At 37.0% G+C, this 17,268-nt stretch carries 8 protein-coding genes; 1 reads left to right on the forward strand and 7 read right to left on the reverse strand.

Annotation, left to right across the window (positions count from 1 at the left end; translation table 11 throughout):
- Positions 1–118: 118 nt before the first annotated feature.
- From F6K23_RS16330 to F6K23_RS16355, 6 genes are all read right to left on the reverse strand, one after another.
- On the reverse strand, positions 119–1,282 hold the full coding sequence (locus F6K23_RS16330) for a hypothetical protein (protein WP_293157420.1): 1,164 nt from the start codon (positions 1,280–1,282) through the stop codon (positions 119–121).
- 822 nt (positions 1,283–2,104) lie between these two features.
- A complete protein-coding gene (sbcC, locus tag F6K23_RS16335) occupies positions 2,105–5,155 on the reverse strand; it encodes an exonuclease subunit SbcC (protein ID WP_293157423.1) in 3,051 nt (1,016 codons plus the stop codon).
- An 833-nt stretch (positions 5,156–5,988) separates the two neighbouring features.
- The gene (locus F6K23_RS16340; protein WP_293157426.1) at positions 5,989–6,135 is read right to left on the reverse strand and encodes a hypothetical protein; all 147 of its coding nucleotides are present in this window, start codon (positions 6,133–6,135) and stop codon (positions 5,989–5,991) included.
- A 292-nt stretch (positions 6,136–6,427) separates the two neighbouring features.
- Positions 6,428–10,135 (reverse strand): CHAT domain-containing protein, encoded by a 3,708-nt coding sequence (locus F6K23_RS16345; protein WP_293157429.1) that lies wholly within the window; start codon positions 10,133–10,135, stop codon positions 6,428–6,430.
- 73 nt (positions 10,136–10,208) lie between these two features.
- Positions 10,209–10,715 carry a Uma2 family endonuclease gene (locus F6K23_RS16350; protein ID WP_367267728.1) on the reverse strand — a complete coding sequence of 169 codons (507 nt, stop codon included), beginning with the start codon at positions 10,713–10,715 and terminating at the stop codon, positions 10,209–10,211.
- A 144-nt stretch (positions 10,716–10,859) separates the two neighbouring features.
- Complete coding sequence (locus tag F6K23_RS16355) at positions 10,860–11,318, reverse strand: hypothetical protein (RefSeq protein ID WP_293157432.1); 459 nt, start codon at positions 11,316–11,318, stop codon at positions 10,860–10,862.
- Between the two features lie 2,151 nt (positions 11,319–13,469).
- Between F6K23_RS16355 and F6K23_RS16360 the strand changes: the two genes are divergently transcribed.
- Positions 13,470–14,207, forward strand: a complete 738-nt coding sequence (locus tag F6K23_RS16360; RefSeq protein ID WP_293157435.1) for a phycocyanobilin:ferredoxin oxidoreductase — start codon at positions 13,470–13,472, stop codon at positions 14,205–14,207.
- 1,470 nt (positions 14,208–15,677) lie between these two features.
- On the opposite strand, the gene F6K23_RS16365 is transcribed toward F6K23_RS16360, so the two are convergent.
- Positions 15,678–16,583 (reverse strand): hypothetical protein, encoded by a 906-nt coding sequence (locus tag F6K23_RS16365; protein ID WP_293157438.1) that lies wholly within the window; start codon positions 16,581–16,583, stop codon positions 15,678–15,680.
- Positions 16,584–17,268 lie beyond the last annotated feature (685 nt).

Genomic DNA, 17,268 nt, shown 5'->3' on the forward strand with positions numbered 1-17,268 from the left:
TGTGTTAGGATGCAAGCCAAGTATTTCTACGGCTTTCCTTAGTGGAACATAACCCATAATGCTATATTAACATATAGGAGCTTATGTGAGCAAATATTAGCAAATTATCAATAGTTAGTCAACCTTCGGATATAGGAGTAGAATCTCCCACTGCTTTAATGTCATCCAGAGTATTCAAAGGCAGTAGTACATCCCGACTATTACTTCTGAGAATTTTCGTAGGTTCTACTTGTTCATCAATCATGGCTAAAGTGCCATCTTTGGCCACTGCAAAACTCAAAGCTGCCACATTACCCTTATCTGTAGGAACTGCCAACATTATCTTGGTAGCACCTTTCAAAAGCTGCATTCCATCTTTAGTTAGCTGTTCCCGCTGGAGATTATATTTAGTAGCTGAAAGTCCATTGGCCACCTGAACCCCACTTATCTCTAAAGTCCGGTGAATAATTCCGGGAATAGAACGAGGTATTAAAGCATTCTTGGCCTCTGGTTTCGACTCTAATATTGTATAGTCCTTAATATCAAACAATCCTTCATCAGAAGCTCGAATTGTTGTTAACTCTAATTTCTGCCTTGTAGAATTATAGGCAAAAATATGCCAACGGAATTTATCGTGTTCATCTGTTGGAACCAAAACTACAGAAAACCAACCTTGATGTAGATTTTTAATTAGAGTTAGTTCCGTAGTTGCTTCGTGAAATTCCTCACCATTAGCATCCCGAAAGTCCAAAGAATCAATATTAGCCAATCCACCATCGGCCTTTTTCTTCATACTCTCAATCGGTTCATATTTTTTCCGAGAGCGTTTGAACCTTACTTCTAACTTAGGCACTAATTTGTTAGTCATGCCATCCAATACAAAACGGTCTACTAATAAAGTATTGGGAGTAGCTTTAGTTGCGTCAGCATTAGCTTTGGACTGACGAAAGATATAAATATGTCCCATCCCAGAAATTAATTGGACTGGTGCAGCAGCAGATACATCTTTAGTTCTGTACCTGGAACGGAGAATAAATTTGTTGGTATCTTTTTGATGAGTTAATTCTTCTTTTTCCTTGTCAATAACAGATTGGTCATCCTTTGCTTCGTTAGGTAATACCAACTCTTGCCAATCTTCCCATCCTGTGCGTTGGTCTTCAGGAGTCTGTAGGTAAGAGTCTTCAAAACCATCTTGCTTGACAGTATAGAATATCTTGCCGTCAGTATCGGTTCCCACAACAACGACTTTGCCTTCATGGGCAATAGTGTTGATATGAGCCAGCTTTTCTTGTTGTAGTAGCATAGTCCAATTGTTCGTTTTGATTTTTACAGTTCTGAGATATCAGACTAATTTTCTCATAAAAGTTACGCAAAGGGGGTAATTGTAGCGGAGTCAGGAGTCAGGAGACAGGAGACAGGAGACAGGAGACAGGAGACAGGAGACAGAATTTGAGAAGAAAATCATGACTGCCGTGATTGAGTAACCAATCAAAGAAGTATTTATGCGTAATATCATGTCCGGTTGAATAATTAGACTTTGGTGGTCCGAAGGCAGCTATGTATCCCCCCAACTCCCCTTTGAAAGGCTATGCTTTATAAACATCTTTCTTAACATAAAACTTGACAAAAATATCATTTGATGTACTACATTCTGAAAGCTCCTAGTGTCGTTGCGATCGCAACGACAAAAAACAACTTTTAGGAGTACACAAGTTAGTCAATTTGTCAAAGCTTGTAAAACCAACAAAATGCTCGTAAGCTTTTGATAATAGGCATTATCCACTTTTGTAAAGAATTTTGCTTATAAAGCATAGCTTTGAAAGGGGGGGGGAGGCAGAAGGTTTTCTACTATTGTCACTTTAATCTTATACACGCTCCGATGCTACCGGACATGATATTATTTAATAATTAATAATTAATAGAGTTGTCGCTAAATAGAGGGAAAAAATCGCTCCAACCTAGACAGAGCAATAATTCCAATGATTTTTACCACCAGATAGCTACAATCTTTACAGAACAAGCCTTTTGGGGATTTTTTAAGTTATAAAGCGACAAGTCTAATTATTAATAATTAATTATTGAACCCTTCTTCCTTCTTCCCTCTTCCCTCTTCCCTCTTCCTTCTTTAAACAGATAACATAATTTGAGAACCTTGGGGTGTTTTACTAACTTCAATTCGCGCCTGAAAAGCTTCTTTAAAATGAGGAATATGAGTCACGGTTAAAATACAGGAAAAATCGGAAGAAATAGCATTAATAGCTGCAATTAATCTGTCGCATCCCTCGGCATCTTGAGTGCCAAAACCTTCATCAATAATTAGCAGTTGTAATGCAGTTCCAGAACGCTGTGCCAACAATTTTGATAATGCTAAACGAATGGCAAAGTTAACTCGAAAAGCCTCTCCTCCGGAATAAGTTTCATAAGGTCTTGTTCCTTGAGTGTCTGCAATTAAAATATCTAATGTATCTATCCATTTGCTATTTTTTTTACTTCCTTTTGTAGCTTTTTGAGTCACAAATTGAATGTGTAATTGATTAGCACTTAATCTTGCTAAAATCTGATTTGTTTCTGCTTCTAATTGTGGCAAAATATTTTCAATCATTAGCGCTTGAATACCTTTTTTGCCAAATGCCAAAGATAATTCTTGATAAATTCGATATTGCCGTTTAGCAGTTTTTAATTGTTCTAATTGTTGGCTGGTTTGAACTTTCAGTTTCTCTAAATGTTGTAATTGCTGTTGCACTTTTCCTAAACTTCCCAACTGTTCATCTAATCGCCGACGACGGTCTTGAATTTTTTTATCTAAAAATAGAATCTTTTCATCGGCATCAGGAGTTTGTTCTAACTGTTGATTTAAAGTACAAATCTGGCTTTTAATTCCTGCTAAATCTTGTTGCTGATTTTCTATAACTTCTTTCAATTCATTAATTCGTTTTAGTAGGTGGGGATATTGTTTTTGAGCCTGACATAATTTTTCGATACGAGTTAACCAAAATTGTGTCTTTCTCAATTCAGATCTCACACAATTATGCTCTTCTAAATCATATCCAATTTCAGCAATTTCTCTCTCAATAACAATAATTTGCTGTTGTACATGAGAAGTTTGTTTTTGCTGCTCCAACTCCTGCTTTAAACTAACTATTTGCTCCTCAATTTCTGGCAGATGAACGCGAATTTTCCCCAACTTTGTCTCTGCATCTTTAATCTGCCCATACTTAATTTCTGCCCACCTTAATTTCTTCTCTTCTTGTCTAGCTAAACTATGACTCCGGTCATCATAATTAAGCAGTTTAATTTTTTCCTCTAAAATGCTAAGTTCAGCATATAAATTAACAGCAAAATCTCCCGTCTGTAGCGATCGCTCTACCTGCTCGACTTCCTTTACTAACTCTTGCAATAAAGTTTCATCTTTACCAATATTATCTAACTGCGCTTGTAAACTACCTCGACATTCCCGTAACTCATCATATTTAGCTAACTCTCCCTCTATTTGCCGATATTCGGTTCTCAAAACCTGAATTTCCCGCTCAGAAATAGCTAGTTGTTCCCGTGCCACCCATAATAAATCTCTAATTTCCTTTTGCTGACCTTGATGTTTGTCTACGACTAAATTCCAGTGATGTTCATCTAAGGGACGGTTGCATAACGGACAAGGTGGGTACTCTGTCACTCCTATTTCAATATTATCGGTGCCTTTATTTAATAATTTCAACTTTTGGTCTAACTCAGTCAGTCTAGTTTCATAGTCTTTTTTATTACGAACTAAACGTTCGAGAAAATGATGTCTTTCCTGTCCCTTCTCCTGTACCCGTCGCAGATAAACCCGCTTATTATCTAATTTAGAAATTTCTTCTACTACTTCCTGTAATGCTGTCTGTAGTTGAGGTTGCTTTTGCCGTTGAGTTTTTCTGAGTTGCTGCACTCTAGAATTGAGTTCTTCCAAACGAGCGCTCAAACGTGCTTGCTCCCGTTCCAGTTCAGTTTGTAATTTTTGGCGTTGTTGCTGTAGTGGAGTAACTTCCACTTGTAATTTGTCTAATTCATTTAATTTTGTTCTGGCAGTTTGCAGTTGTGTCAGAGCAGTTTCAATATCAGCACGCTTGCTCAAAATATCCAAATTTTCTTGTTCCTGTTGTTTGAGGGAATTTAACTGTGCTTGATGTTGCTGAATTTTGTTTTGTACTTCTTGAAGTTGTTGACGTTGTTTTTCCTGCAGTTGTTGACGCTGGTGCAGAGCATTTTGATGAGTTCTAAATTTTGCAGATAAACTCTCTTCGGTAGTTTGCAAGTTTTGGAAATGAGCATATCCAGCTTTAATTTCATTTTCCTGTTGCAAAACTGCTAATAGTTCGTCTTGTTGTTGTTGGGTAGTTTTGAGTTCCTGTTGGAGGCGATAACATTCTTGTACCAGTTTGTCATATTGTTGTTGTTGTCCGTGCAGTAGTTTTTCCCAGGTTAGACGATGGTTTTGTTGAGTTTGCAGTTGTTTGAGTCGTTCTTGATCACATTCTTGTTGTTGCTGGAGTTGAGTGAGGGTAGTTTGGAGATGAGTCTGTTGTTTAGCGATCGCTTCTTTTTGTTCCAGTTGCTTTTGGTTTACTTCTAAGGTCTGTTCGAGTAATTCCACTTTAGCTTTAAATTGCCGAGCAGTATCTTTAGCTTTTTCTCCAAGGGTGTCATATTGGTCAAGTTTGAGGAGGTTGGCGAGAATTTCTTTCCGTTCATTAGGACGTTTGAGCATAAATTCATCTGCTCTACCCTGACGCAGATATGCTGAGTTAACGAATGTGTCGTAGTCGAGTTTGAGATGTTGGATAATAGTTTGTTGGGTTGCACGGACGCCTTTTTGAGTAAGACTTTTAAACCGGGAACCAGTGCTAATTTGAAATTCTAGAGTAGGTGAACTTCCCCGACGACGACCACGAATAACACGGTAGATGTTACCGTTGCTGCTAAAGGTGAAGTCTACCCGCACTTCCTTTTCCCCCAGACTGATAATATCATCTTCTGTAGCGGCGCGACTATTTCCCCATACTGACCAGGCGATCGCTTCTAATAGAGAAGATTTTCCTGCACCGTTTGGTCCGCAAATACAGGCAGTATGCAGACCCGTAAAATCTAGAGTTGCTTCCTGATAGCTGAGGAAATTTTTTAGTTTCAATTTTTGAGGAATCATTTTGTTATCGCACTTTTAGTTGTCAAGCTTTACTAAACTAATATTTCACCGAGTTTTGTTCTAACTAATTTGGTCTATCGGGACTTACGCAGAGACTCTACAGATAGAGAGGGCGAATGCCATTCGCCCCTACAGATGCTGCTTTAAAGGTCAATTTGCGTAATTCCTGTTGGTGTTAATTCACCCTAGTTTTTACTTTCTTTTCTACGTTATTTTTTAGACAACAACTATATTAGTATGGTTAGATTTTTCACATTTTACATTAGCACAAAAAAATAACTATTGTGCTTAGGTTTCTATCTGCAAATATAAATTATTGAGCTTCCTATGGTAGACTTAATCTCATTTTTTCTACATTTGGTGTCATTAATTTCTTGTTTACACTATATATAAATTTTTTAGGGGTGGCGATCGCTAAAAGCTGATTTATAAATTTATTTATCTGGTGTTATACCAAGCGTGATAAATGTTTGCTACAAATAGCTAGGGTATTTATTAGAATCCAGAATCCAGAATTCAGGAGTCAGAATTAATAGATTTCATACCAGTTTTCAGGTCGTAAATTCTCTTTTTTGTCAAAGGGACATTTCCTGCAAAATCTTTTTATTGCACTTATTATTCGTAAAATTCTTTTTTCAAATTGGTGTTATACCATATCCGGTAACATCGGTATTGTATAGCAAAGGTAGGGAATAGGAAACAGGTAGGAAGGCTTAATAGCAAGAAAAAAAACTTAAATTTACTAAATTTACTGTATAGAACCCCTAAACGGATCTTTGGACGCGGTATGTGCTTTTGGCTTCCGTCCTTAGTCTGAGCGAACCAGTGGAAATTCAGGAACGAGAATGAGAATAGGGAAAAAGCGGATGCGACCCCACGTCGCCCAATAGCGCACCTGGTAGCTTCCCTTGAAGGTAGAAAAATACTCTTATCTCCCCATCTCCCCATCCCCCCATCTCCCCATCCCCCCATCTCCCCATCTCCTATTTTTAAATAGATACCACTCAGGGGTTCTATATATTCACCCTTGGGTTTATACAAACAATACTAACTGACATCATATTATATCATGTCCGGTTGAATACTTATTATTAAAATAGTAGGAGAGCGGGGGAGTGGGGAGTAGGGGAGTAGGGAAAATAGAAAGATTTACTGTTTAAGCACTTATGATAAGTTTTTTCATCACTAATTATCCGGACATGATATAACCAGTTATGCAGCGGACATCTATAAAAATGCTCAAACGAGCGTCAAAGATTACTTCTGACTTCTTTACGGGCGAATGCCATTCGCCCCTACTAACTTCTGACTTCCGATCTCCCGCCATTCCCCAGACGGAATAAACGATGCCCAATAATAAGGATGTTGATACTCTTCAGTTCCCAACATCTCTAACTGTGTCTGTCGCATTGCCTCTGATCGCCCCTCATTATCCAACACCCGCTGATAATATTTCACCATAAAATCCTTCGTTGCATAATCATCCACCTGCCACAAACTAATCACCTGACTTTCACTACCTGCAATAGCTAACGCTCGACGCAAACCATAAACCCCTTCTCCCACATTCACATCTCCCACTCCCGTATCGCAAGCAGATAATACTACCAACTTCGTACCCCCCAAACTCAAATTAGCAATTTCTAACGCCGTCATTACTCCATCTTCATCACCACTTTCACGAGGATTAAACCCTGCTAAAGCTATACCCGAACGTAACAATGGATTTTCTAATCTATTTGTTTCTGTGTTGGGAATGTCAGTATTAAAATTCCCTACCAATATTGGTGGTGCAACCTCTTCTAAATCTTCCAGAAAAAAACCGTGGGTAGCAATATGGAGTATTTCTGGTGCATTCACTTGTTTAATAGCATTTTCTGTTGCATTAGACTCAGTTAACAGAGTCACATCTGATAACATTGGTGCAATAGCTTCCACTTCTGCTTTCGTTCCTGATAATGCTCCAAAACTTAAGTTTTCTGGGGCAAATAAAAAACTACCTAAATCTCTAGTAGGTTTTTTGTGACCACGCTTATTATTAGCAACAAGTCGTACAGAAGTAGGATTTCCAGGGGTGTCATATTCGGGGTTGGCAACTAATATTGGTGGTTGTTTGCTCGGGAAGTCAATGTCAAGTTTAATTAAGTCGCGTCCGGTGGTGAGGTAGGTAATATTATAGTTTTGGATTAAATATTGGTTGTTTTCATCGACTAGAGCAGCAAAGGGAATGAGGTTGAGTTGGGAGTCTGGAGATAAAAGGATGTGTTTGGCATTGCCTAAGAGTAGACGGATGGGTTCCATTACTTGTTGATCTAAAGTACGGGCAACTTCTTGGATGGAGCTATCTGGTTGTGATAAATTATTACGAAATTCATTGATGGTGTTATGGATGGGTGCTACTGGTCCTAAGTCTAGCCATTGGGGTGTGCCTGTGGAATGGATGATGTAAACTGCGTAGTGGGGTTGTTTCCATTTATTAGCTTTGGCATCGTAAGGGCTTTGTTGCATAATTTCCACCAATGCTGTATCAGCAGGAATTAACTGTTGTACTGTTTCAATAGTTACTGGTTTAGTAGTCTGAGCAAATGCTGTACTAGCTAATGAAAGGTCAGCTTCTAATTTTTCTGCTTTGCCTTTGAGGGTGGCTACTTGTTGGCGATATTGTTGGAGTGGCAGATTTTCTGGTTTGTTGTAGATGAGGGCAGTTAGTTGAGTGCGAGTGGTTGCCAGGTCATCAAGTAGTTTTTCGTTTTCTGGGGTGAGGTTGTCGCGGATGGTTTGTAGAGAGTTGATGGTAGAGTCGAGGATGCGACCTTTGCGCCGGAGGATAGTAGTGAGGGCGAGGTTAGCTGCATCGGGGTTATTGGGTGCGTCTTGGAGGTGTAGGGATATTGTTTGGTGAGTTGAACTTGAGAGCATTCTCATGGAGGCTTGTTTTTGACTTTCGGAACCTGTGGCGAGGAAGGTAGTGAGGGTGGTTTCTTGTACTTCCATTCCTCTAGTGCGATATTCGATGGCACTGGTTGTATTTCCTTGAGCTTGGTATACTAATGCCAGCATATTGAGAGTGTCGGCAACCTCTGGATGGTCAGCTCCTAATGCTTTCTCTGTGATTGCCAGAGACCTTTGGTATAGGGGTAAGGCTTCTGTGTAGTTCCCTTGAGCAAAGTACAGTCCTGCCAGGTTATTGAGAGTGTTAGCAACGTCTGGATGGTCAGCTCCTAATGCTTTCTCTGTGATTGTCAGAGACCTTTGGAATAGGGGTAAGGCTTCTGTATACTTCCCTTGGTTTTGGTACAGTACTGCCAGGTTGTTGAGGCTGGAGGCAACCTCTGGATGGTCAGCTCCTAATGCTTTCTCTATGATTGTCAGAGACCTTTGGAATAGGGGTAAGGCTTCTGTGTACTTCCCTTGGTTTTGGTACAGTACTGCCAGGTTGTTGAGGCTGGAGGCAACTTTTGGATGGTCAGCTCCTAATATTTTCTCTCTGATTGCTAGAGACCTTTGGAATAAGGGTAAGGCTTCTGTATACTTCCCTTGGTTTTGGTACAGTACTGCCAGGTTATTGAGACTGGTAGCAACCAAGGGATGGTCAGCTCCTAATGCTTTCTCTGTGATTGTCATAGACCTTTGCAATAGAGGTAAGGCTTCTGTATACTTCCCTTGGGTATTGTACAATGCTGCCAGGTTGTTGAGGCTGGAGGCAACCTCTGGATGGTCAGCTCCTAATGCTTTCTCATAGATTCCCAGAGACCTTTGGTATAGAGGTAAGGCTTCTGTATAGTTTCCTTGGGCACGGTACAGTGCTGCCAGGTTGTTGAGAGTGTCGGCAACCTCTGGATGGTCAGCTCCTAATACTTTCTCATAGATTCCCAGAGACCTTTGGAATAGGGGTAAGGCTTCTGTGTACTTCCCTTGGTCACGGTACAATGCTGCCAGGTTGTTGAGGCTGGTGGCAACCTGTGGATAGTCAGCTCCTAATACTTTCTCATAGATTCCCAGAGACCTTTGTAATAGGGGTAAGGCTTCTGTGTACTTCCCTTGATCACGGTACAATCCTGCCAGGTTGTTGAGGCTGGTGGCAACCTGTGGATGGTTAGTTCCTAATGCTTTTTCTAATATTGCCAGCGACCTTTGGTATAGAGGTAAGGCTTCTGTATAGTTTCCTTGGGCACGGTACAGTTTTGCCAAGTTGTTGAGGCTACTGGCAACTTTTGGATGGTCAGCTCCTAATGTTTTCTCTCTGATCGCTAGAGACTTTCGTAATAAGGGAAAGGCTTCTGTGTAATTCCCTTGGTCACTGTACAGATTTGCCAAGTTGTTGAGGCTGGCAGCGACATGGGGATGGTCAGCTCCTAATGCTTTTTCAGAAATTGCTAGAGACCTTTGGTATAGAGGTAAGGCTTCTGTGTAGTTCCCTTGGTCTTGGTACAGTAATGCCAGATTATTGAGGCTAGTGGCAACTTTTGGATGGTCTAGTCCTAATGCTTTTTCATAGATTGCTAGAGACCTTTGATATAGAGGTAAGGCTTCTTTGTGATTCCCTTTGTCACGGTACAGTTCTGCCAGGTTGTTGAGACTGGCGGCAACCTCTGGATGGTCTAGTCCTAATGCTTTCTCTAATATTGCCTGAGAACTTTGGTATAGGGGTAAGGCTTCTGTGTAGTTCCCTTGGTAATAGTGCTGCATACCTAAAAAATTAAGAACTATAGCAGCATCAAGGGTTTCAGAAGCACCTGCACTTTCTAAACTAACTAAGATACGTTCTAACAATGGGATCGCTTCACTATATTTGCCCTGTTCCGATAACTGTTCTGCCTGTTGAAAAAGTCGCTTAAATTCCTCGACTTCCCCAGACTGTTGCGCTACCACAGCAGGTTTAATTTCCCCTACTACTGGTTTAACCATCCCCACAGTTAACCCACAGATACTAATAATTGTTGCTCCCCACACCAGAGAATATTTAATTATTGCTTTCATAAAATTAACTCTTAAAATTGGTTTTACTCAATGATATATCCGTAGAACCAAACAGTTATGCAATTTACTATATTTATCCAATCAAAACCTCATCATAAATATCAGTCATTGTTAAAGTTAACCCCACTGAATTTAACTTTAAACAATCTTCTTTACCTAAAATTTCCCCAGACCAACAACCAACTTCTAATCGACGATAAATTGCTACCTTCATTCCTGTTTTAGAAACCAGCACATACTCTTGCAAACTTTCTAAGCTTTGGTAATTCAAGAGTTTTTCTTGTTTGTCTATATCTTTAGTAGAAAGGGAAAGTACCTCAACAATTAAACAAGGATAACTTTTATAATATTTTTCCGTATCTTGTGGGTCGCAAGTTACCATCACATCCGGATAATAAAAAAAGTCAGAGTCGTTTTCAGCAAGGGAAATTTTGACTTTCATATCTGCACTAAATATTTGACATTCACTTCCGCGTAAGTGCGCCAATAAACTAGCGTAGATATTACCTACAATGCAGTTATGTTCTTCACTGCCACCAGACATAGCGAATATTTCACCGTAGAGATATTCATAGCGAATAGGACTCGTTTTTTCTCATTCCAGATAGTCTGTCGTTGAAATAAATTTAGTCTGGCCATTTAAATGAGATATGATTTGCCACACAGTAACAAATACAGAAATAACAAAAATTAACCCTGTTTTTATTAGAATAAAAAGAAGCCATTATCTAGAAGAAGCGGGTAATTGTATATCTAGAGAATTGATGTCTGGTTTCTCTACAAAACCATTAATTTGGTTAACTATATTTAAGTTTGCACTTTTTAAAGTTGAGCCTTTCAGTGAAATGTCACCTATTTGAGTTTCAAGAAGAATCCAATAGTATGTTTTGTTTACTCTTCTGATAGGTCGTCCTTCTGAAACTTTATATTGATATGTCTTTAACCTTGCACCTTTTAACTCACCTGATACCAACAATATCTGTTTTTCTTCTTTCATCAAATTTGTTCTTTTTAAGTAACAGTTGATTATTCCCACTGCTGGGAATTTTTCACAGTTCAAACTTACTTGTATATCCTCAAAATATATTTTGAATATTAGTATTATAAAAGACAATGCACTAATTAATGTGAAGAAAACAAACCCCGGAAGAGGCAATTCTAAAGAATCAAAACTCTTTGACATAAATTTGCTCTATAATTTCCTTAGTGGTCTTGCATGGTAATAGTGTGTTGAGTAAAACTTGGCATTCTCCTAAATATAGATTCCCTCAAATATCTTTGAGCGCGAGTAGTAGAAAAATTATATTCCTCCTAACATCTATACATTACTATGCACCACAAGCATTTCCTTTCATTTAGTTATATTTCTGGATAAGTAACCAATTATGCAATTTATATTGATATTTATATCTACTTCCGCTCTTCATCTGTCTCAAAACTAATCCCTTTATATAAAATTTCAATTGATTCTGAATCTACTCAAATATATTAGACATCTCTGAAAAATATATAGATTTTTTGTAAAAGTAGGGAAAATTTAACAGGGATAGGGAATATATTTTAAGTAAAAATGTATAGAAAATGATTTTGTCAGGAAATTCTACAACTCTAGCTTATGGTAAAGAAAGGGTAAGTTTATTTTGTGGAGATGTCTATTATTGTAAACTCTAAATTTGACAATAATATTTCAATTACAAGACTTACGCATGAGGTACGAAAAAGTAACGTTTGAGATTGCTTCCCTATGGGTCGCAATGACGGAAATACCTTCTACTGCGTAAGTCCTAGATTAATAATTATATCATGTCTGGTAGCATCGGAGCGTGTATGGAATTAAGTTTCAATTGTAAGAAACCCAAAACAAAAACAACGCCTCAGTCTTACTCACTCAGTGACTTCTTTCAATTTCTGGATTATTTCTGGAGTTGCACTAAGTCATGAAATAAATCTTAGTTACATTGCTCCCCTTTTACCATTTAAGGAAGTATTAGTTTTCTATTTTGGCGTTGTTTTTGATTATTTAAGGAGACAGATTTTCGTAGATTTAACAGCTTTGTAACCTCCTGAGTTCCTGAAATTATTTCCTCTGTTTTAATGAATTTGAAATGAAGTTTAACTCAAATCTAAACTTGAGCAATCTTTACTTCCTTACTGTTACAACTTGAGGAACAATCAGCCTCTGCCAAAGAAGTTGCTGTTGTTGAATCACACAGATAACTAGAGTTAACAGTATTTTTTTCCTCCTTATTTTTAATGTCAACTACTTAACTAACAATTAAGGTTGACAACAACCTGTTTCTCGGTCAAAACCTTAACACTCAGTATTAAGTTATAACTCTTTGAGCAAAAAAGATGAGGTTGTTAATGCAATTACTTGCTTCAATTACTAATTTAACACTTTTACTAACTATTACAAGACAATTTAACGAAACTTTACTTTATCTTTTTAAGTCAATCTTTTCAAACAATAACACCCACCTATACTCACTTTATTACTTCCTTTTTTCCTCTTTAGGTCTTGGATGCACAGCTTTAAATTCACTGTACTAATCCCAAATTTTTAGGAAGTATTCGCTTTCTAGATGGGTGTTATTCCGACTTTGTATTGAGATTAACTTAAAATGAAACAGCTTTTTTTTACCTCCTTGGCTGAGTAATTTCCTCTACATTATTCAATATTGAATAGAGTTAGAATTTTCAAAAATTAAAATTCATTGCTCCCCTACAAATATTTTAGGAAATATCAACCACCGTTGGTTGCTGTTGGAGTCTAAACGAACAGATGATGAGCAGGTTAAACAGTTTTTTGTTACCTCCTAAGTTATTATTTCAACTTTTGACATCTGCTAAAGAAGCCTTTTTGCTTCTTCATGTTTTTAATTTAGCACTATTAATTAACTATGCAAGTTAATTTAACGAAACTTCACTGAATAGCTTTTCAATACCTTTGATATTGTAAATCTAGGTTAAATTTTAGTCATATTTACTATATAATTAAAATCTAAGTCAAACTCTGATTAGGACATAATTTAGTATTTAGGAAAGTAACAATATATGGTGTTAAGAATTGAAAAATTAATAACTTTGAACACCGTTATATGCTAGATAGCAATCGCAGTATTCGCAAAATCAAGAAAATACTTCCCAAGTTCACTATCAACTTTCACCTCACTTTCTATTTACAATAATTTCTCCTTTCAATTTCTGATTTTTATTGAGACAATGAGGTAGAATTGTGGGATTCTAATGAATATACAAACTACTAATTAAGTAAGTATCTAAAATCTAAAAAAGCTAATATAGTAAAATTACACCTAACTGGCCTATAACTAGAATGTTAAAAACATCAATTCCATCACTACGAGAACAACAGCACTCCTTAATATGCCAACTAGCAGATACCATAGAAGCAATTTGGCATCGCTATCTAGACTTACAACCATATTACCTACCCGCAGAACTAGGGTATGTAGAAGGCCGTCTCGAAGGAGAAAAACTAACAATAGAAAATAAATGCTATCAAACCTCCCAGTTCCGCAAGCTACATCTGGAACTGGCCAAAGTAGGTCAAAGCTTAGATATATTACACTGCGTAATGTTTCCTAGAACAAGTTATGCCCTACCTATATTTGGCACAGATTTAGTGGGAGCAAGAGGTCAAATAAGTGCAGCAGTAGTCGATCTATCACCCCTCAATCAAGAAAGGAAACTGCCACAAGTCTATAATTACCAACTTAAAAACTTACCAATAAAAGAATTTTCTTATCCTCGCCAACTCCCTGAATGGGGCGAAATATTTTCAGAATTTTGTCTATTCATACGACCTACTGATTTAGACGAAGAACAAAAATTTCTATCTATAGTGGAATCTTACCTAGAAATACATTGCCAACAAGCGATCGCCCAAAAACCTGTTACCTCAGAACAACAACTTGAGATTCTTAAAGCTCAACGCCATTACTCTAGTCAGCAGAGACAAAACGACAAAACTCGCCGAGTCTTGGAAAAAGCTTTTGGGCCTGAATGGACAGATTATTATTTGACAACTGTATTATTTGATAGTCCTGATTAATGATTACAAAAGAAATTGCAAATAATTTTTTTTGATTTGTTATATCATGTCCGCTTAATTAGTGAGAATAAAGTTCTTAGTTGGTAGGTTTCAACAATTAATAATTAATAATTAATAATTAATAATGACCTCTCCTTGAAAAGAAGAGGATTGACTAATCATGAAATTTTTTTCTTCTCTTGGTCGATTGGATATGGCGCAGGTTTCGGAGCCATCCCACCCTGCGGGAAGCTGCGAAGATCGACCGCTGTTTCTCCTTCCTCATGAGAGGATTTTTACCTTAATTATTCGATAAATTCAAGAGGGAACACTGGAAACGGAGCAGAAGTTTGGGATATTCCTTCCAGATTGAGAGGAGAACATTTTTATTATATTTAATTATCCGGACATGGTATTTAATATATATTAAAGATTGTAGAGATGTTTAATCGAACGTCTCTACAACTCAACAAATTCGAGAGTCAGTAGCTAATCTAAATTGTATAGTAATTTCAAATAAGAATGAAACACTTTTTCGGCTGAAAGTATTTCAAGACGAGGAAATCTTACCGGGTTCAGACTGCTTGCGTCTGTCGCCGACGCTGGGTAACACCGCTGTTCCCTATTCCTTGCTATAAATGTGACGCAAAATGTGCAAATCTATTGAGAATTTCACCCCAATATTTTTAGGCAGAAACTATTCATCAAATCATAGAGATATTAGAAGCAGTAGGATTAGGAGAAAGAGTACATTACTACCTTAAGAATTTATCTGGCGAGCAAGAAGAAAAGGGTAGCGATCACTCATGCTTTAGTAATTAAACCTAAGTTAGTATTACAGTAGATTAACCTACAGTTGCTTTAGATAATAAATCTAGTATCAATATAGTTGAAATGTAAGCATTTCCTGCGGAATGCTGCGCAAACAGCAGTCAGCTATCAGCTATCAGCTTTATTACCTTTACAAATAGAAAAAAGCAATTTTATCAAAGTTTCAGAGTACGAATATCTGGTTGAGAATGCAGTATAAATTAAATTAATGTTTGCTTCATTCATTAGACATCTCCAATAATAAAAAATCAAATCAATTATCCCACAGTAATTATCAATTTTTCCCCTCCTGGGAGGGGGAGGGGCGAGGGGTGGGTTCCCTACTTCCTACTCCCTACTCCCTCATTTGGTGGAGATGTCTATTAAAAAGCTGTTTGCGCAGCATGACCTAGGAATAGCTGACCGCTAATAGCTGAATTCTTACGTTGAAATTCTGCAAAATTTAGCTAGAAAAAAGAAGACCACTATATTTCTTTTCACTCACAATTATCGCATTTTAGCTGTTGCTAACCTGATAGTTAAAATTGAAGATTTTTGCCTGTTAAGCTAGGCATATTTAAACACAATAAAATCAAAGTAGTCAATATCCACTCATTAACATTTCGCTACACTACATGATTCCTGAAGTCTGCTTTTCTTCTTCCTTCTTCCTGACTTTAATTATTTCCGAATTTGAGTATTTTTAGCATGATTTTTAATTGCACCTTTTGTTTTCCCTTTTGTAGATAGTTGCGTTGTGGCTCTTTTAGTAGTATTTCTTTTACTTACAGTTGATCTGGATGGAGGCGGAGGTGGAGGTGGAGGTGGACTAACACTCCTTGCTGCTGGTCGGTTAATACGAAATAGAACTCCATCATTAGATTGTTCTAGTACCAACATCGGTGTTGGTTTTGCTTTTTGATCCCAATCAATATGTACAATTCGACCTTGAATAGTAGGAGTCCAATTATCATGATCGTCACTAGGACTAAGGTAAGTTTCTAAACAATCAATAATTTGATTAATAGTTTGAGAAGTTGCCTGAGTTGGTAATTTTGTCAGTTTGATTGACACCCGAAATAACACTCTTTTTTTTACATCTTTACCTGCTTCTCCAGTATCATATTCTACATCAAACATAGAATCAATTTGTCGCCCACTTGGATTGCCTTTTTCTCCTGCTGCTAATGGAGTAGGACGCAGTGCAATACTAATTTTTTGTTTAACTTTTACCTTAATTTGATTGACAATAGCAAAGTGAAAAACTTCCTCTGCCATCCGCATTCTTAAGTAGTCTAAATTAAACTCTCGTGAATGGATTAAGTCAGGATTTTTTTCCATTTTTGAGATAGTTGCTACAGCCAATTTATATTTTTTCTGCAGGTCTTTATTTCTAAACTCCTCTACATTAAGTTTTTTGGTAAATTGCTTCATTTTTACTTGGTGGAATATACTCATAATAATCAGCAATAGCAATAGTAATCCAGATGCACTCATCCAAATATATTCTGATTTTGGCAAAGTTATTTCTGGTGCTGGTGAGGCCTGGGCTAACCTTGGTTCCACAATAGTAATTGGTGTTAACATAGGTTCTACACAAAATTTGACAATTAATTTACAAAAATTTAAAGTGAAAATCAGGGAGTTAATGTTTTTAGGAGAAATGCCTGATGATTATTCTTGTAGAAAATAATTGAGGCTATTGATTGGCCAGAAATTATAAATTGGTTGAAAATCACTACGATTACAGGTATAGTAAGCATCTTGATAATTTGAATTTCAAATAAATTACAGAACATAAACCATAAATTTATCTTGCTTTTGTCTGTTTTCAGAGTTTCTTAAATTCTGAGAAGACCTCAGAGTTATGCACTCACTTTTGACTTATCTTATATACAAGGTCTCATATAAAATCTAGATTTTTTTTTGTTCTATGGTCTGTAAAGTAAAGATTGATTATCTAAGTAATCAAAAATAAGTTCTACACCAGACAATTTTCTCGCCTCATAAATTGATAGCCGATTCTAAATTAAGTTATACCTTTTTCAAAATTACTCAAAAAATAAAGGCTATTAAAACTATTTTTCTAAGAATCAGTTCATCAGTTAGGAATCATGTTAGAAATTAGACCTGCATTAATTTATTCACAAAAATTAAGTTAAGATATTTAGAATCTTTGAGCTACTACTCTATAATAGTAGATATTATAGTTCATATAAATTAGTGAAAATACATAAATTGTTAAAACCTTTGTAAAAGAATAAATTTTCAT

The organism is Okeania sp. SIO2C9 (assembly GCF_010672455.1).
Taxonomy (GTDB): Bacteria; Cyanobacteriota; Cyanobacteriia; order Cyanobacteriales; family Microcoleaceae; genus Okeania.

What these genes read in the sequence shown, in the direction of transcription:
- F6K23_RS16330 (WP_293157420.1), bottom strand. Translation starts at nt 1,282, where the DNA reads ATGCTACTACAACAAGAAAAGCTGGCTCATATCAACACTATTGCCCAT.
- sbcC (WP_293157423.1), bottom strand. Translation starts at nt 5,155, where the DNA reads ATGATTCCTCAAAAATTGAAACTAAAAAATTTCCTCAGCTATCAGGAA.
- F6K23_RS16340 (WP_293157426.1), bottom strand. Translation starts at nt 6,135, where the DNA reads ATGGGGAGATGGGGGGATGGGGAGATGGGGGGATGGGGAGATGGGGAG.
- F6K23_RS16345 (WP_293157429.1), bottom strand. Translation starts at nt 10,135, where the DNA reads ATGAAAGCAATAATTAAATATTCTCTGGTGTGGGGAGCAACAATTATT.
- F6K23_RS16355 (WP_293157432.1), bottom strand. Translation starts at nt 11,318, where the DNA reads ATGTCAAAGAGTTTTGATTCTTTAGAATTGCCTCTTCCGGGGTTTGTT.
- F6K23_RS16360 (WP_293157435.1), top strand. Translation starts at nt 13,470, where the DNA reads ATGTTAAAAACATCAATTCCATCACTACGAGAACAACAGCACTCCTTA.
- F6K23_RS16365 (WP_293157438.1), bottom strand. Translation starts at nt 16,583, where the DNA reads ATGTTAACACCAATTACTATTGTGGAACCAAGGTTAGCCCAGGCCTCA.